This is a genomic window from Hymenobacter telluris (genome assembly GCF_017313265.1).
In the GTDB taxonomy this organism is placed as follows: Bacteria; Bacteroidota; Bacteroidia; order Cytophagales; family Hymenobacteraceae; genus Hymenobacter; species Hymenobacter telluris.
Genome location: NZ_JAFLQZ010000005.1, coordinates 170,981 through 187,876, shown reverse-complemented (window position 1 = coordinate 187,876; position 16,896 = coordinate 170,981). Strand labels below are relative to the sequence as shown.

Genomic DNA, 16,896 nt, shown 5'->3' with positions numbered 1-16,896 from the left:
AGAGTAGTACAGCGAAGGTGGGGCTAAAGTTCAGCTCTCTACCACAGAAGCCGCCCCACTTACCAGCTGCTGCCCGCGCCCCCGCCCCCCGACGAGCCCCCGCTACTGGACGAACTACTGCTAGAAGAAGAGCTGCCCGACGAGAAACTGCTCCCGGACGAGCTGCGGGAGGACGTAGAAAGCTGGGCAATGGTAAACTTCTCTTCGTGTTTGTGGCCGCAATATTCGCACTGGAAGTACAGCAGCCCCCACCCCGGCGAGGAAGTGGTAGCGGCCTGCATGACGCGGCGGCGCTTTTGGCGGTAGGTACGGTGCTGGCAGGCGGGGCAAGGCTCGACGTCGGAGGCCAGGTTGCGGTAGCCCAGCACCAGTTTCTGCTGGCACTGTTGGCACTGCCACACGTCGTAATCCACCGATTCAATCATTTCTTCGGCCACTTGGCCCAGCTCCAGTAGTTCGTCGTCGGTTTGCTCGGGGAGCCGGTGCATGGGGACGGCGCAGGTTGGGCAGGGGTAGGGCGTGTCGCGCAGGTGCTGCATGCGGCGGCGGTGCCAAGGCCAGTAGAACGCCAGCAGCACCGGAAACACGTAGGCGCTGAAATCGAGCTGGTAATGCATCTGGTGCAGATAGGTGTGCTGGGCATGGCGGCCCTGGGGGGCGTACTTAGTGCGGTTCAGAACATTAACCACCGCCAGGTAGCCGTGCAGATACAGCCCCGGCAGCAGATATGCCACGCCTACCACAACCCAAAAGCTCACAGTGCCATCGGTGGAGAAAGCCAGCACGAAAAGCAGTACCGGCAGCAGCAAAGCCACCGCCAACAGCCACCGAAACACGCTGCTGGTTGCGGTAGTGAAAAACCACAGCGCCAGATACAGCGGCAGCGCCAGCAAGCCCGCCAGCCCAACACCAATCGACCACAGGGGGCTGGTACTGCTTGTTTCTGCGGCAGGAGCATAAAGCCGGACTTCCGGGGTGTTGTTCAAGTGGTAGTTCTGGTCTTGCGGCTGCGTAACGGCGGCTATCATCGAATCAAGCCGGGCGCTGTCACTGAGCGGCGGGGCATCCATAGAGCCGGTGGTGAGCTGCCGAATGGTGGCGGCTACGCCTTGCTGCACGGCTTGGTCGTAGTTGCCGGCGCGGGCGGCGGGTAGCATGTAGCGCTGCTGAATGCGGTAGCAAAGCGCATCGGGCAGGTCGGCTTCCAGGCCGTAGCCGGTTTCAAACTCGATGCGGCGCTGGTCGAGGACGAGCAGAATGAGCAGGCCGTTGTTTTTGGTGGGGTCGCCAATCTGCCAGTGGTTGAACAGGGCGTGTGCCGCTGCTTTCGGTACCTCGTCGCCAATGCTGTTTGTTAGCACCACGTCGATGTGCGCCTGCCCCGCTTGGTCGAGAGCTTGCAGGGTATCGTTGAGGGCACTGATGGTAGCGGCGCTGAGCACCCCGTCGGGGTCACTAACGTAGGTTTCGCCCAGCGTTTTGGGGTCGGGAATGGCAGTGAGGTAACTGGGGGCACTGGGTGGAGCGCTGGGGCTGTTGCACGCCGCCAAGAGCAGGCAAACCAGCAGAATACGGAGGTGCAGCAAACGGGAGAGCATAAGCAGAACAGTAGGCCGGCTAAGGTATGGAAGGCACTGCTAGAATGAATGGCCGCCACTACTGGCGCCTTACGCTAACGGGGGCTTTGTTTAGCTGTTCTCAAAGGTTGAGCACCAGGCCTCGTAGTAGGTTGGGGCCCATTGCTTGATGCGAGGAAACAGCCAGGCAGCTGGTTCCGGTGCCAAATTGAAGCCGCTGGCATCGTCGATGATGGGGTCGTTGGTGAAGTGACGCAGGGCATGGTGCAGGGCGGCGCTGCAAAGCAAAAATTGCCCAATAGAATCGGCAATATTCTCACCTTCGTTCCAGTCACCGCCTCCGTGGTAAAGCTTGCGTACGCCAGTTTCCGGGGCTTGTAAGTCGATAATAACCGGGTCGGCCCCTTCATCGGCCAGCATAAACCAATGCGCCGGCCAGTCGGGTATTGCCTGGTTGGTCACGGAGTTGAAATTATAGCCGTCCTGCCGGTATTGCAGCTTCGGCAGGCCATACACTTCCATGGGGTTGCCCACGGTTTCGAACAGGAAGTTCTGCGCCGGAGCCACTGCCAGATACTCGCGCAAGTCGGGGGGCAGTTCGTAGTTGAATTCCTGGTTGATCCTGGCTATTTCCTGCGAGTTGGTGCCCTGCCCGAAAGGCCAGGCGGGCTCGCTCCAAAACTCTTTAATCGTGCGCAACGCTTCTTGTACTTGCATAAATGGTAGCTCCTGAATGCTGGTTGACATGCACTAGTTGGTTCTTCACAAAACAACTTTAGTGGCAACTAAAGCTACTGCAAATCAGTGCGGATAGTGTATTTCGTGCAACAACCCCTATGTTAAGGGTTTAGCTGTCTGCTGAACCCTGGAATATGAACGATGCTGCGCCGCCTGTTCTGAAGAAAGTATTGAAGCCCTTGCACCTGTGGGCTATTGCCGTGGGGCTGGTGATTTCCGGCGAGTATTTCGGCTGGAACTACGGCTGGGCGGTATCAGGCACGGTGGGGTTTCTGGTGGCCACGCTGCTGATTACGGTGCTCTACGTGACGTTCATTTTCAGCTTTACCGAGCTAACCACGGCCATTCCGCACGCGGGCGGGCCGTTTGCGTACGCGCACCGGGCGCTGGGGCCGGTGGGTGGGTTTGTGGCGGGCTACGCTACGCTGGTAGAGTTTCTGTTTGCGCCGCCGGCCATTGCCTTTGCGCTGGGTAGCTACGTGCATTTTCTGTATCCGCCGGTGCCGGTGCTGGCTACGGCGCTGGGCAGCTACGTGCTGTTTATCGGTATCAATCTGCTGGGTATCAAAGAGTCGGCTATGTTTTCGCTCGTAGTGACGCTGCTGGCCGTGGCCGAGCTGCTGCTGTTTATGGGCTTGGTGGCGCCGCATTTCAAAGCCAGCAACTTCCTCCTTGACCCGATGCCGTTTGGGGTGGCGGGCGTGTTTGCGGCCCTGCCCTTTGCCATCTGGTTTTACCTGGCCATTGAAGGCGTGGCTATGGTGGCCGAGGAAGTGGAAAACCCGCGCCGCACCATCCCCATCGGCTACACCTACGGGCTGCTGACGTTGGTATTTCTGGCGCTGGGCGCGATGGTGCTTACCGGCGGCGTCACCAACTGGCACCGCCTCAGCACCATCGATTACCCGCTGCCCGAGGCCTTGAGCTACGCCCTCGGCAAAGGCAACCCCTGGACCAAGGCCTTTGCCAGCATCGGGCTGTTTGGGCTGATTGCCTCGTTTCACGGCACCATCATCGGGTATTCGCGGCAGGTGTTTGCACTGGCCCGCGCCGGCTATTTGCCCCGGTTTCTGGCCCGCGTCAACCCCCGGTTTCAAACGCCGCACTGGGCCTTGGTGGCCGGCGGCGTGGTGGGCTGCATCTCGCTCCTGACCGGCACCACCGATAAGCTCATTGTGCTGTCGGTGCTGGGGGCAGTGCTGATGTACCTGGTGAGCTTGCTGAGTTTGTTTGTGCTGCGCCGTAAGGAGCCCGAACTAGTGCGGCCCTTTGTGACGCCGTTTTACCCCTGGTTTCCGCTGATTGCCACGGTGCTGTCGGTGGTGAGTTTGGGGGCCATTGTGTACTACAATTGGCTGCTGAGCCTGGTGTTCTTCGTGAGCTTGGGCGTACTGCTGGGGCTGTACCTGGCGCTGGGCCTGAATAAAGTCGAGGCGGAAGTAGCAGCGCCTAAGTGAGGTAGTGTATAGCGTGCTGTTCGCACAGGATTTCAAGAAACTCAAGTGGCAGAGCAGCCGCGTAGCGGTGTCAGGTTTGCAGCAAGTGCTTCTGGTTTCGCGCCGCGTAGCGGTGCCAGACCGGCTGGCGTTTCTGGTACCGCTACGCGGCGCGTGGTTCTTCTAGCATCCACCGGCTACAAACCTTGCGCCGTTATGCGGCTGTTTTGCAACCAGAGCCGACTAGCCTCTAATTTCTCAATTCCAACACCTGCGCCATGGCTTACCAGCATACCATCCGCCACCACGTCTACCAGTTTCCGGACCTGAAAGCAGTGCTGGCCAACGCCTCGCCGCTCCGGTCCGGCGACGTGCTGGCGGGGGTGGCGGCCGGCACCTACGAAGAACGGGTAGCGGCTCAGCTGACCCTGGCCGATGTGCCGCTGCGCAACTTCCTGCACGAAGCCCTGGTGCCCTACGAGCAGGATGAAGTCACGCGCCTGATCATCGACACGCACGATGCCGCCGCCTTTGCGCCCATCAGCCATTTAACGGTGGGCGAGCTGCGCGACTGGCTGCTGGCCGACTCCACCGACACCCATACGCTCCGGCAACTCGCCCCTGGCCTGACGCCCGAAATGGTAGCCGCCGTGAGCAAGCTGCTGCGCAACCAGGAGCTGATTGCCGTGGCCCGCCGCTGTGAGGTAGTCACTAGATTCCGCAACACGCTGGGCTTGCGCGGCCACCTGGCCACCCGCCTCCAGCCCAACCACCCCACCGACGACGCCCGTGGTATTGCCGCCAGCCTACTCGACGGCCTGCTCTACGGCTCCGGCGACGCGGTGCTGGGCATTAACCCCGCCACCGACAGTCCCGCCGCCGTGCGCAACCTGCTGGACATGCTCGATGCCATCCGGCAGCAATACGCCATTCCTACCCAGTCGTGCGTGCTGTGCCACGTAACCACCACGCTGGAACTGGTGCAACAGCAGGCTCCTGTAGACCTTACGTTTCAGAGCATTGCGGGCACCGAAGCGGCCAACGCCAGCTTCGGTATCAACCTGGCTTTGCTGGAAGAAGCCTGGCAGGCTACGCTCAGCCTGAATCGGGGCACCGTCGGCAACAACGTTATGTACTTTGAAACCGGGCAGGGCAGCGCCCTCAGCGCCAACGCCCACCACGGCCTCGACCAGCAAACCTGCGAAGCCCGTGCCTACGCCGTGGCCCGCCGGTTCCAGCCGCTGCTCGTCAATTCGGTGGTGGGTTTCATTGGCCCCGAGTATCTCTACGACGGCAAGCAAATCATCAGGGCGGCGCTGGAAGACCATTTCTGCGGCAAGCTGCTGGGGCTGCCCATGGGCGTGGATGTATGCTACACCAACCACGCCGAAGCCGACCAAGACGACATGGATACGCTGCTCACGCTGCTGGGCGTGGCCGGCTGCAACTTCATCATGGGCGTGCCCGGCGCCGACGACATCATGCTCGGCTACCAATCCACTTCCTTCCATGATGCGCTATACTTGCGTAGCGTGCTAGGTTTGCGCCCCGCGCCAGAATTTGAGGCTTGGCTTCAGCAACTCGGCGTGTTCGATGCGCAGGGCCGGTTGCTGCCCGCTTTGTCAGAGCATCGGCTGCTGCATATGGGACTTCCTAAGCCGCTGGCGTAACGTTCCTGCCTTTCCACTTTCGCTTCATCTTTCATTGCCATGACTGCGCCAGACCTTGTTCGTCACCTGCACCTGCTGCCCCATCCGGAAGGCGGCTACTACCGCGAAACGTACCGCTCGGCGCACACCGTAACAACGGATGAGGCGCACACCAGAAACGGGAGTACCGCCATTTACTACTTGCTGGAAAACGAGGACAGGTCGTGCTTTCACCGCATTAAGTCGGATGAACTCTGGTTTTTCCATAAAGGGCAGACGCTGGAAATTGTGCTGATAGCGGACGGACAGGCCACTACCATCATCCTCGGCAACGATCTTGAAAAGGGGGAGCAACTCCAGGCTGTCGTTCCGGCCAATACGTGGTTTGCGGCCCAGGTTAAGCAGCGCGTCGGCTATGCCCTGGTAAGTTGCACCGTGGCCCCCGGCTTCGATTTCACGGATTTTGAACTGGCTGAACGCGCTGAGCTAACCGCGCAATTCCCCCACCTGCAAGACCTCATCGAAAAATTTACTTGAGCTGTGTCTGTGTCTACAGTAATCCAACAACGGCTGTCATGCAGAGCGTAGCGAAGCATCTGGCGTACTGACACAGGAGTGCTAATCCATCATCAGCCCGCGAGATTCCTCGGCAAGCTCGAAATGACGGTCTTGTTGTAAGCCGTTTGCATGATCTGTACTATAACCGGAATTCTCCCGCAAAAGGAACATTGTAAAGTCTAACTCCGCTGGCGTTGAAATTCGATAATGCGCTGTTTGGCGGCGTTGTAGGCTGATTTGTGTTCTAAAGCAAAAGTCTGATTAACGGGCCAAATGGTTTGCCTTCCCGCGTGGCAAAAACCTACTTCGGGACATGATACACCCTCCTCTCCCGCGCCAGCCGCTTGGCTGTTTTGCTCTCGGTAGTTAGCCTGTTTCAAGGCCAAGCCCACGCCCAAACTACGCCCAGTCAGGATCAGCCCGCCCGGCCCGAATACCACAATGCAGTGCGCCTTGATGTTGGCGGCATTCTCGCCCGAAACGTAGCGTACAATGCCCTTAACAACAACCCTCAGATGCTGCTACCGTTGCTGTTTGGCTACGAGCGGCAACTAGGGCCACGGGTAAGCGGCAACGCCGAGGTGTTGCTCAACGGTGGTGAGCCGGAAGAGCGCCTGTCGGGGGTGGCGTTGCAGGGGCGCTACTACTATTTTCAGGGGCGCAAAACTGGCCTCAACGGTTTTTATGTGGCGCCTACGGTGAGCTACCGCGCCGTGCGCCAGCTATACTACTACGGTACCAGCCAAGAACGCCGGAAGCTGGGGGGAGCCGGGATGCTGCTGGGCGCGCAGGTACCGCTAGGTAGCCGGCTGCTGCTCGACGTATCAGGCGGCGTCATGACCTGGGGCCGGCTAGACCGGCAGTCAACTGACGAAGCCGCTTCAGGCGCTTATCACTACGACAACAAAACGTTCTACGAGCGAAATAAATCGGTTTTCGACGGCCGCCTCAGCCTCGGCTACCGGTTCTAGCGGTGCATCAGGCAGTCAACGGAATAATTCGCATTATTATACCCCGTAGTCAGCCGTTCCGACCCCATGCAAAATATTTTAGTTCAAGAGCTGGAAGCAGTGTTACCTGAAGGTATGCATATCCCGCCGCCTCTAATTCAGCTATATGAATGGATAGTAAGCAAGCAGCTTTATAAGGAAACAGAAGATGCTACCTACGGCTTTCTGTACCCCGAACACGAAATGAAACAAAGCTGGACTGACACCGGACGAGAGGGGGGAACAGATATTGAATTTGTTGCTTCGGGTAATGTCAACCTGAAATATTGGTTTGGTAAGGAGAATGAAGAATTGAACAGTCGGCTATGCGTTTTCGGGCGGACAGGCGCCGACGGCTCTGAATGTGCACTGTGGCTGACCGATAGCGGGCAGGTGAAAATTATTCACATGGGTTCCGGTTCCGGCTCCACGCTAGCCTGTGTTCTGGCAGACAATGCTGTCGATTTTTTGCGGCTATTGGCTATTGGCTACGACGAAATCTGCTGGTCTGAAGAGTTTGCGTACCCTCCCAACACGCTCGACAAGGAATTCAGAGTTGAGCCGAATGTGGAATTTCAGGAATGGGTGAAGAATACTTTTAACGTCACTATTCCACAGAATGCGCTGGAAATAATAAAGCACCCAGCTTCAATGGATGATGACGCATCTGACGATGAGTTTTTTAACTGGTATCAAAAATTCATCGATTAATTCTGGCAAGTACCTTCCACCGGTTCTAACCCGTCAGGCAGTCAACGCATACAGCAGGATGTTCACGCCGAACTTGGTGTTGTCTTCGGCCAGAAAGCGCTTGTTGCGGAAGTCGTAGTCCCACTCGCAGCCGTAGTCTTTGTTGGAGTACAGTACGCCCAGGCGGCCGTTGAATTCGATGCCTTTGAGGTAGTCGTGCACCAGGTCGTCGCCCCAGCCGTTGAGCTCGAACGAGGTGGGTGGCGGGCCATCCGGAAACTTGAAAAACTGCGAGTAGATGGCGTGCGTTTTGGGCAGCTTCTTGAGGGCGCCCGCCCCGAAGCACTGCCGCATCTGCTCCTCAAATGAGCGCGCAAACAGCCCGTCGATGTCGTGGTTGCAGTCGTCGACGAATACGAAGCCGCCGTTGCGTACGTACTGGGTGAAATTCGCTTTTTCCTGCGCCGAAAACTGCACCAGCCGGTGCCCGGAGAGGTAGCAGAACGGGTGCCGGAACAGCTCCGGCGAATCCAGCGCCACTACTTTCTCTTTCTGATTGACCGGGATTTTGGTGTACTGAATCAGGGAATGAAGCAGATTGGTGGGCATCCGCTCGTCTACGCCGTCCCAGTCGCCGGAGCGGTATTGCAGGCGCACGAAAGTGAAAGGAACTGGCACGAAAGAGTAACTGAGTAACGGAGTAGCTGAGTAAGGTAGGGCCCGGCAGCCGCCGAAGCAACTTCACTATAGACGCAGGCTGCTTAGGCAAGGTGGCTTTTCGGCAGCGGATTACCAGGAAAATGGCGGCATGGTGGCCGGAAAGCTCCTGCCAAAAAGTTATTGCTACCTCCGATATGCCAATGGCATGAAATTTTCGTTTACCGGCTGATGTAAAACCAATCTGCTTTTTCTCCTATGAAACTGACTCGCTTACTTCCCCTGCTTGCCGTGCTGCTGCTGGCGGGTATCAGCCACGCGCAAGCGCAATTCGGCATCAAAGCCGGCATCAACCAAGCCGTGCTCGATGGCCAAAATATCAACATGGACACCGACTACAAGACCACCTACCACGTAGGCGCGTTTGTGCGGCTGCCCGTGCTAGGGCCGTTGTCTATCCAGCCCGAAGTGCTGTATTCGTTGCAAGGCTCGGAATTTAAGTCGGCGGCGGCCAATTACGATACCAAGCTGCACTACCTCAATATTCCGGTGCTGGCCCACGTGAAAGTAGGGCCGGTGTACGTGGAAGGCGGGCCGCAATTTGGGGTGCTGCTTGGGGCGCGTGAAAACGGTACGCTCCGCATCAGCGCCGCCGACGGCTACGGCCCCGTAGACCGAGGCGCCGGCAACAACTACAAAAAAGGCGACTTCGCGCTGGCCGCTGGGGCGGGCCTGGAGCTAGGGAGCCTCATCCTGGGCGTACGCTACACGGCTGGCCTCAACAACATCAACGACGTAGCCGATCTGAACGGCGCCAACGACCCGCGCCTGAAAAACCGCGTGTTACAGGCTTCAGTTGGGATTAAATTTGGAAAGTAATGGATGATAGAGCGGTGGTTTGGGCGGGCCTGTGCAATTCTGTTGCTTGCAGGATATTCCATTCTTCTCTCTTTCATCGTTATGAAAAAAATTACGCTAGTGCTCGGGTTGCTGCTTGGGGGCATTGCCACCAGCCAGGCGCAAACGGGCGTACAATTCGGGCTGAAAACCGGCGTCAGCATGGCCGTGCTCGACGGGACTATCAACCAGGAAACCAAGTTCAAGCCGGGCCTGCATCTGGGAGCGGTAATGCGGTGGCGCCCGTCCACCCACGTGGCCATTCAGCCGGAGTTGGTGTATTCCCGGCAAGGTTCCGACAACAAGCAACTGGTGGGCTACGGGACCATGCTTGAAAACAAAACCAAGCTCTCGTACCTGAACCTGCCCGTGCTGCTGAAAGTGTATCTGGGTGAGGTGGTGAACCTGCAAGTGGGGCCGCAGTTTGGCTTGCTGCTCGGGGCCCGGCAAGATGGGCAGGTCGGGTATTACTCGGGCTCCAGTGGCAGCGGCTACGTGTCGGAAAACAGAGACGTGAAAGCCGATTACAAAGGCGACGTTGGCATCTGTGGTGGCCTGGGCCTCGACCTCAAGAACGGCCTGCTAATAGCCGCGCGCCTCAACTACGGCCTCACCGATATCAACAACAACGAACAAGACAAGCAGCTGCGGGAGTACCTCGACATTGGCGGCCTGCACAACCGGGTGCTGGAATTCTCGGTAGGCTATATGTTCGGCGGAAAGTAAACTGGCTTTGGAATTTAAATTAAAACCCCTGTCTGAGCACTCAGACAGGGGTTTTTCTTATGGGTTCTATCGATTCTATACGGCGTCCGATAAGCTGGTGAAGGTGAAGTCGCGCACCTTCAACGGCGGCACCATGTTGCCGCCCAGCCGCACCGGTTTGCCCATCGCCTCGATGTTGTTGAGCATGATAACCGGGCTTTCGTTGAAGCGCATGTTTTTGATGGGGTGCTTGATTTTGCCGTTTTCGATGTAGAACGTGCCGTCGCGCGTGAGGCCGGTGACAAGCAGTGTCTGCGGGTCCACGTCGCGGATGTACCACAGGCGCGTCACCAGGATGCCTTTGGCGGTGCCTTTAATGAGGTCTTCCACGCTCTGGGTGCCGCCTTCCATCACGAAGCCGCTGGGGAAAGCCGTTGCTTGCTTCTTGCTTTTCTCGGCCCAGTAGCGCGAGTAGTACAGGTTCTTCATCACGCCTTTTTCCACCCAATTCATGCGCTTCACCGGCAGTCCGTCGCCATCGAACACGCGGCCGGGGGCGGTGGCGTTAAGCGGGTCGGAGTAGATGGTTACGCGCGAATCGAACAGCTTTTCGCCGAGCTTGTTGCCGCCGCCTTTTTTGCTCAGGAAGCTGCGGCCTTCATCGGCTTCGCGGGCGTCCAGGGCGTACATCAGCCGGTTCAGAATCCCCTCATCGGACACCAAGGCGGCGGGCTCCAGAATCACGGTGTACTTGCCGGGCTCAATGGCTTTGGCGCCCACCGAGCCGGCGGCTTTGGTGGCGGCCAGGCTGGTGAGGCTCTTGGCGTTGAACTTGGCTACATCAGTGTAGTCGGCCACGGCGTAGCCCGAGCCGGTACCGTCGGCGGTGCGCACCGTCACCGAGAAATCCACCTGCGTGAATTGCTGGTAGCCTTCCAGCCCCTTGTTGTTGCGGATGGCTACGAAGCTGGGGCCGTCCTCCAGGTAGCCGGCGGCGGTGAGCTTGCGCGGCTCGCACAGCGCAATGCTGTCGGCGGCCACCTGGGCGCGGTAGTCGGCGGTGATGCCGGCCGTGGCCGCCGCGTAAGTGGTGGGCGCCAGGAATTGCTGCGGCCCAAGCATGGGCATGTATTCCGGGTCTTCGGGGGCCAGTTTGGCAATTTCCTCGGCCCGCTGCACGCAGCGGCGCAGGGTGGCATCGTCGAACTGGTTGCAAGTGGCCACGCCCGAGCGTTTGCCAAACCGCGCTTCCACGGCCAGGCTCACGTTGTCGGATGAGCCGGCGGTGCTCACGTTGTTGCGGGCGTAGCGGATGTTGCCGGTGGTGTTGCCGTTGAGCTGGCCGGCGCACTCGTCGGCGGTGCTGAAGCTCAGCACCTTCTTAAGGATGGCCTGCGCTTCGTCTTTGGAAAGTATTGCCATGTGGTTGATATGCTGATTGATGTGGGTTGAATGGTGGGCAGGTGCAAGGACCCACGCGGCTGTCATTCCGAACAGAGTGAGGAATCTGAGCAAAGTCGTTCAAGAATTTCACCCAGATTCCTCACTCTGTTCGGAATGACAGTTATGGCTACCAATTAACCAATTTTACGGGCCGTATTGATGACGTTGACGCCGTTGAAGCGGGTGGTGCTGGAGCCGTGGCTCACAGCCGAAATCTGGCTGGGCTGGCCCTTGCCATCGAAGAAGGTGCCCATAAGCCGGTAGTCGGACTGGTCGCAGGAGCCGGCGCAGGAGTTCCAGAACTCCTGGGTGTTGGCCTGGTAGGCCACGTCCTCAATCATGCCGGTGATTTTGCCCTTCTCGATGGCGTAGAACACTTGGCCACCGAACTGGAAGTTGTAGCGCTGCTGGTCGATGGAGTAGGAGCCCGCCCCGGAGATGTAGATGCCCTTGTCCACTTTGCTGATCATCTCATCCACGCTCAGCTTGGTGGTGCCGGGGCGCAAGCTCACGTTGGGCATGCGCTGGAATTGCACCGAGCTCCAGGCATCCGCGTAGCAGCACCCATCCGATTCCTGCTGGCCCACTACGGCCGCCTGGTCCCGAATTTTTTGATAGTTCACCAGCTTACCTTCCGTGATGAGGTCCCATTCCTTGGTTTTCACGCCTTCATCGTCGTAGCCCACGGCGCCCAGGGAGCCGGGCTGCAACTTATCGGCCACGATGTTGACCAGCTTGGAGCCGTAGGGAATGTTCTTAGCCTTCCATTCCAGCGTCGCGAAGCTGGTACCGGCAAAGTTGGCCTCGTAGCCCAGCACCCGGTCTAGCTCGGTGGGGTGGCCTACGCTTTCGTGGATGGTCAGGCCGAGGTGGGCAGGGTCGAGCACTAGGTCGTACTTGCCGGGCACTACGCTTTTGGCTGTGAGCTTTTCCTTGGCGTGTTTAGCGGCCTGGGCGGCATCTTCCAGCATATCGTAGCGCTGCTTATAGCCCACCACGGTGGTACCGGCGGGGCCAGCCATTTTATCACTGGCGCGCGGCGTGAGGTACTCGTAGCCCAGCCCCATAGCCGCCGACATAGCCTCGCGGGAGCGGAACTTGCCGGTAGCTTTATCAATGGCCGTAACGGTGAACGTAGGCCAGATGCGGTGCACGTCCTGGTCGATGTAGGAGCCGTCGGTGCTGGCAAAATACTTCTGCTCGTTCACCTGAAACAGCGCCGAGTTGATGTAGTTGGCGCCGTTTTCCAGGGCCTTGGCGTTGGCGGCTAGTAGCAGTTCCACCTTTTCCTTCACCGGCACCTCAAAGGCATTTTTCTCGATGGGTGTTTTCCAGCTCACCTCGCCGTAGCCACGTTGCGGGGCCAGCTGCACGGGTTGTTTCTGCACCTTCTGGTTGGCTTTGGCAATGGCCACTGCCGAGCGGGCCGCGGCGGCAATACCGGCTTCGGTTACGGTGTTGGTGGAAGCAAACCCCCACGCTCCGTTCACCAGGGCGCGCACGCCAGCCCCCAGGCTTTCGGTGCTGGTAATGTTCTGCACCTGCTTTTCACGGGTGAAAACGTACTGGTTGAGGTAACGCCCAACGCGCACATCGGCGTAGGAGGCCCCGGCGCCTTTGGCGGCGTTGAGCGCCGCGTCGGCCAGGCGTTTTTTCAGGGCCGGGTCCATTACCTCCAGCAACTGCTCGGGGTCCACGAGGATGCCGCCCAGGCCAGGCACACTCGGTAGCAGCAGGCCCCCAGCCGCCAGGCCGGTCAGCCCCATAAAGTCACGTCTTTTCAAGGTGCTTGGGGTTTAGTGAAGTGAAGGTTTCGAGGTGGTAAGCTAGGCAGTAGGATACAGGAAAAGCATGACGTTTTAGTTGCCCGCTTCCACTTTCGCCAATTAGCCAATAGATGCTACTTGCCAAGACGGGGTTGTTCGGTTGCTAGCAAAATATTCAGAAAAGTTAATTGTAAAGCAAAACCGCCCGCTCGTTTTGTGTCGAGCGGGCGGTTCTTGCTGGTAATCAATACGAAATGCTACCCAATTTTGCGGGCCGTATTGATGACGTTGACGCCGTTGAAGCGGGTGGTGGCCGAGCCGTGGCTCACCGCTGAGCTTTGTCCCGGTTGGCCTTTACCGTCGTTGAAGGCCCCAAACAGGCGGTAGTCGGATTGGTCACAGATGGCCGCGCACGAGTTCCAGAATTCTTGCGTGTTGGCCTGATAGGCCACGTCCTCAATCATGCCGGTGATTTTGCCTTTCTCGATGGCGTAGAACACCTGCCCGCCGAACTGGAAGTTGTAGCGCTGCTGGTCAATCGAGAACGAGCCATTGCCGGCAATATAGATGCCCTTGTCCACCTTGCTCACCATTTCATCCACGCTGAGCTTGGTGGTGCCGGGTTTCAAACTCACGTTGGGCATGCGCTGAAACTGCACATCCTGCCACGACTGCGAGTAGCAGCAGCCATCCGACTCCTTTTGGCCTACAATGTGCGCCTGGTCCCGGATTTTCTGATAGTCCACCAGCTTACCTTCCGTAATCAGGTTCCATTCCTTGGTTTTCACGCCTTCATCGTCGTAGCCCACGGCGCCCAGGGAGTTCGGCTGGAGCTTGTCGGCCACAATGTTGACGAGTTTCGAGCCGTAGGGAATATTTTTGGCCTTCCACTCCAGCGTGGCGAAGCTGGTGCCGGCGTAGTTAGCTTCGTAGCCCAGCACCCGGTCCAGTTCGGTGGGGTGGCCTACGCTTTCGTGGATGGTCAGGCCCAGGTGGTGTGGGTCGAGTACCAGGTCGTACTTACCGGGCACTACGCTCTTGGCCGTCAGCTTCTGCTTCACCTGCTTGGTGGCACTCACCACGTCTTCCAGCATGTCGTAGCTGTTCTTGTAGCCCACCACATCCGAGCCGGTGGGGCCGGCCACCTTGTCGGCCGCTTTCGGCGTGAGGTACTCGTAGCCCATGCCCATCGGCGAGCTAAGCGCCTGCCGGGACCGGAACTTGCCCGACGCCCGGTCAATGGCCGTAACGCCAAACGTGGGGTAGATGCGGTGAATATCCTGGTCGATGTAGGAGCCGTCGGTGCTGGCGAAGTACTTCTGCTCGTTCACCTGAAACAACACCGAATTCACGAAGGAAGCGCCTTGTTCCAGCGCCTTGGCATTCACGGCCAGCAGCAAATCCACCTTGTCTTTGATGGGTACCTCGAAGGCGTTCTGCTGGATTGGGGCCTTCCAGCTGACCTCGCCGTAGCCTTTCTGAGGCGCCAGCTGCACTTGCGCTTTCTGCACCTTGGCATTGGCCTTGGCAATCTGCACGGCCAGTTGGGCGGCCTTGGCCAGCCCGGCTTCCGTCACAATGTTGGTAGCGGCAAAGCCCCAAGTGCCATCGGCAATAACCCGCACCCCGGCGCCGTAGCTTTCCGTGCTACTGATGCCTTGTACCTGCTTTTCGCGGGTGAAAACACCTTGGTTGAGGTAGCGCCCAATGCGTACGTCGGTGTAGGTGGCACCCGCTGATTTGGCGGCATTCAGAGCCGCGTCGGCCAGGCGCTTTTTCACGGCCGGGTCTACGGTTTCGAGCAGGCGCAGCGGGTCCACTTCCACGCCATTGCCGAAACCCGGAATACTGGGTAGTAACAGAGCCCCCGAAGCCAGGCCGGTCAGCCCCACAAAATCACGTCTTTTCATATATGTCAGGAAGGAAGCGGCAGAACTGTCATTCCGACGCAGGAGGAATCTGGGTGAAACCGTTGAAAAGCTTGACTCAGATTCCTCCTGCGCTGGAACAACAAAAACGGTATATTTCTATTCAAATCAGGAAGCCATGCGTCAGCATCACTATTGCGTTTATCTCATTACCAATCCCAAGCGTACTGTGCTATACATCGGTGTTACCAATGATTTAGCACGGCGGTTGGAGCAGCACATCGAAAACGAAGGTCGTCAGCGGACATTTGCCGGTCGATACTTTTGCAATCTTCTCATGCACTGGGAAGCTTTCAGTGATATCAAGCAAGCCATTGCCCGGGAGAAAGAAATCAAAGGGTGGCGCCGCGAGAAAAAGGATGCGCTGATAGCCTTAAACAATCCGGAATGGCGGGACTTGCATCCCGATATTTTAGGATAATTGTCATTCCGGCCAGAGGGAGGAATCTGAGTGAAACTGTTCAACGATGATACCCAGATTCCTCCCTGCGGTCGGAATGACAATTCGTTTACACGGCGTCGGAGAGGCTGGTGAAGGTGAAATCCCGAATCTTGAGCGGCGGCACGAGGTTGCCGTTCACGCGTACCGGCTTGCCAATGGCTTCCAGGTTGTTGAGCATGATAATCGGCGACTCGTTGAAGCGGAAATTCTTCACCGGGTGCTTGATTTTGCCGTTCTCGATGTAGAAGGTTCCGTCGCGGGTGAGGCCGGTGTACAGCAGCGTTTGGGGGTCTACGGGGCGGATATACCACAGGCGCGTCACCAGGATGCCTTTGGCCGTGCCCTTAATCATGTCCTGCACACTCTGGGTGCCGCCTTCCATAATCCAGCCGCCGGGCCGCGGAATGTCCGGGATGCCCGCTTTCTGCGCCCAGAAGCGCGAGGTGTACAGGTTCTTCACCACGCCTTTTTCAATCCAGGTCATCTTCTTTTGCGGCCGACCGTCGCCGGCGAAGGTGAGGCTGGCAATTTCGGCGTTGGTGGGGTCGGAGTAGATGGTTACCCGCTCGTCGAACAGCTTTTCGCCTTTGCGGTTGCCACCGCCCTTTTTGCTCAGGAAGCTGCGGCCTTCGTCGGCGTTGCGCGCATCCAGGGCACCCATTAGCGCGGCCATCAATGAGGCATCGGAGTTGGCTACCAAGGCGGCCGGCTCCAGAATAACGGTGTACTTACCGGGCTCGATGGCCTTGGCATTACGCGAGTTAGCGGCTTTTTCGGCGGCGGTTAAGGTCAGCTTGCCCGCGTCGAAGGCCGAGGCATCAATGAAGTCGGCGGTGGCGTAGCCCGAGCCCGTACCATCAGGCGTGCGCACCGTAATGCTGAACTCTACGTTGGAATACTGCTGGTAAGCTTCCAGGCCCTTGTTGTTGCGCTTGGCCACAAAACCGGCTTCGTCGTTGAGAAACGCCGCCGACGTCACCTTTTTCTCGTCGCAGATTTTCATGGTTTTGCCAATCTGGGTGGCCCGAAAATCGGGGGTAATGCCCGCCGTAGCAGCGGCAAACGACTTAGGGGCGGCTACGTAGGTTTGCGGGCCCAGCAGCGGCATGTACTCGGGGCTTTCAGGCGCGAGCCGGGCAATTTCTTCGGCTCGTTGCACACAACGGCGCAACGTGGCATCGTCGAACTCGTTGCAGGTGGCCACGCCCGAGCGTTTGCCGAAGCGGGCTTCCACGCCCAAACTCACGTTATCCACGGCGCCGCTGGTGCTGATGGCGTTGCGGGCCGAGCGCACGTTGCCGCCGTTGCTGCCACTCAGCGTGGCTTCGCACTCATCGGCAGTGCTGAAACTAAGAACTTTCTTAAGAATGGCTTGGGACTCGTCTTTGGAAAGGATGGCCATGGGGTGATGTGCTGATTTT

At 58.4% G+C, this 16,896-nt stretch carries 16 protein-coding genes; 9 read left to right on the top strand and 7 right to left on the bottom strand.

Translation table 11 applies throughout. The features are described 5' to 3' along the window. Positions 1–59: 59 nt before the first annotated feature. Positions 60–1,598: a TPM domain-containing protein gene (locus J0X19_RS10370; protein ID WP_206984287.1), complete on the bottom strand. Its 1,539-nt coding sequence runs from the start codon at positions 1,596–1,598 to the stop codon at positions 60–62. A gap of 90 nt (positions 1,599–1,688) precedes the next feature. Continuing rightward, a complete protein-coding gene (locus J0X19_RS10365; RefSeq protein WP_206984286.1) occupies positions 1,689–2,324 on the bottom strand; it encodes an SMI1/KNR4 family protein in 636 nt (211 codons plus the stop codon). 125 nt (positions 2,325–2,449) lie between these two features. Between J0X19_RS10365 and eat the strand changes: the two genes are divergently transcribed. The 6 genes from eat to J0X19_RS10335 all read left to right on the top strand — a co-directional run bounded on the left by eat (position 2,450) and on the right by J0X19_RS10335 (position 7,658). Further along, entirely contained in the window at positions 2,450–3,772 is a 1,323-nt protein-coding gene (eat, locus tag J0X19_RS10360) for an ethanolamine permease (RefSeq protein WP_206984285.1), read from the top strand. A gap of 13 nt (positions 3,773–3,785) precedes the next feature. Continuing rightward, positions 3,786–3,938: a hypothetical protein gene (locus J0X19_RS10355; protein ID WP_206984284.1), complete on the top strand. Its 153-nt coding sequence runs from the start codon at positions 3,786–3,788 to the stop codon at positions 3,936–3,938. A 91-nt stretch (positions 3,939–4,029) separates the two neighbouring features. Next, a complete protein-coding gene (locus J0X19_RS10350) occupies positions 4,030–5,421 on the top strand; it encodes an ethanolamine ammonia-lyase subunit EutB (RefSeq protein WP_206984283.1) in 1,392 nt (463 codons plus the stop codon). A 39-nt stretch (positions 5,422–5,460) separates the two neighbouring features. After that, on the top strand, positions 5,461–5,937 hold the full coding sequence (locus J0X19_RS10345) for a cupin domain-containing protein (RefSeq protein ID WP_206984282.1): 477 nt from the start codon (positions 5,461–5,463) through the stop codon (positions 5,935–5,937). A 365-nt stretch (positions 5,938–6,302) separates the two neighbouring features. Further along, positions 6,303–6,929: a hypothetical protein gene (locus J0X19_RS10340; RefSeq protein ID WP_206984281.1), complete on the top strand. Its 627-nt coding sequence runs from the start codon at positions 6,303–6,305 to the stop codon at positions 6,927–6,929. A 66-nt stretch (positions 6,930–6,995) separates the two neighbouring features. Continuing rightward, on the top strand, positions 6,996–7,658 hold the full coding sequence (locus tag J0X19_RS10335) for a hypothetical protein (RefSeq protein WP_206984280.1): 663 nt from the start codon (positions 6,996–6,998) through the stop codon (positions 7,656–7,658). Positions 7,659–7,691: 33 nt separating this feature from the next. Here J0X19_RS10335 and J0X19_RS10330 read toward each other — a convergent pair whose 3' ends face one another. Continuing rightward, positions 7,692–8,315 carry a DUF4159 domain-containing protein gene (locus J0X19_RS10330; protein ID WP_206984279.1) on the bottom strand — a complete coding sequence of 208 codons (624 nt, stop codon included), beginning with the start codon at positions 8,313–8,315 and terminating at the stop codon, positions 7,692–7,694. 237 nt (positions 8,316–8,552) lie between these two features. Between J0X19_RS10330 and J0X19_RS10325 the strand changes: the two genes are divergently transcribed. Further along, on the top strand, positions 8,553–9,173 hold the full coding sequence (locus tag J0X19_RS10325) for a porin family protein (protein ID WP_206984278.1): 621 nt from the start codon (positions 8,553–8,555) through the stop codon (positions 9,171–9,173). An 81-nt stretch (positions 9,174–9,254) separates the two neighbouring features. Next, on the top strand, positions 9,255–9,917 hold the full coding sequence (locus J0X19_RS10320) for a porin family protein (RefSeq protein WP_206984277.1): 663 nt from the start codon (positions 9,255–9,257) through the stop codon (positions 9,915–9,917). Positions 9,918–9,992: 75 nt separating this feature from the next. Here J0X19_RS10320 and J0X19_RS10315 read toward each other — a convergent pair whose 3' ends face one another. The 3 genes from J0X19_RS10315 to J0X19_RS10305 form a co-directional block, all read right to left on the bottom strand. Beyond that, positions 9,993–11,318 carry a TldD/PmbA family protein gene (locus tag J0X19_RS10315; RefSeq protein ID WP_206984276.1) on the bottom strand — a complete coding sequence of 442 codons (1,326 nt, stop codon included), beginning with the start codon at positions 11,316–11,318 and terminating at the stop codon, positions 9,993–9,995. A 155-nt stretch (positions 11,319–11,473) separates the two neighbouring features. Then, positions 11,474–13,123 carry a TldD/PmbA family protein gene (locus tag J0X19_RS10310; RefSeq protein WP_206984275.1) on the bottom strand — a complete coding sequence of 550 codons (1,650 nt, stop codon included), beginning with the start codon at positions 13,121–13,123 and terminating at the stop codon, positions 11,474–11,476. A gap of 239 nt (positions 13,124–13,362) precedes the next feature. Beyond that, entirely contained in the window at positions 13,363–15,015 is a 1,653-nt protein-coding gene (locus tag J0X19_RS10305) for a TldD/PmbA family protein (protein WP_206984274.1), read from the bottom strand. 136 nt (positions 15,016–15,151) lie between these two features. On the opposite strand from J0X19_RS10305, the gene J0X19_RS10300 reads away from it, so the two are divergent. Further along, entirely contained in the window at positions 15,152–15,454 is a 303-nt protein-coding gene (locus tag J0X19_RS10300; protein ID WP_206984273.1) for a GIY-YIG nuclease family protein, read from the top strand. 88 nt (positions 15,455–15,542) lie between these two features. Here J0X19_RS10300 and J0X19_RS10295 read toward each other — a convergent pair whose 3' ends face one another. Then, entirely contained in the window at positions 15,543–16,877 is a 1,335-nt protein-coding gene (locus tag J0X19_RS10295) for a TldD/PmbA family protein (protein WP_206984272.1), read from the bottom strand. Positions 16,878–16,896: the final 19 nt, after the last annotated feature.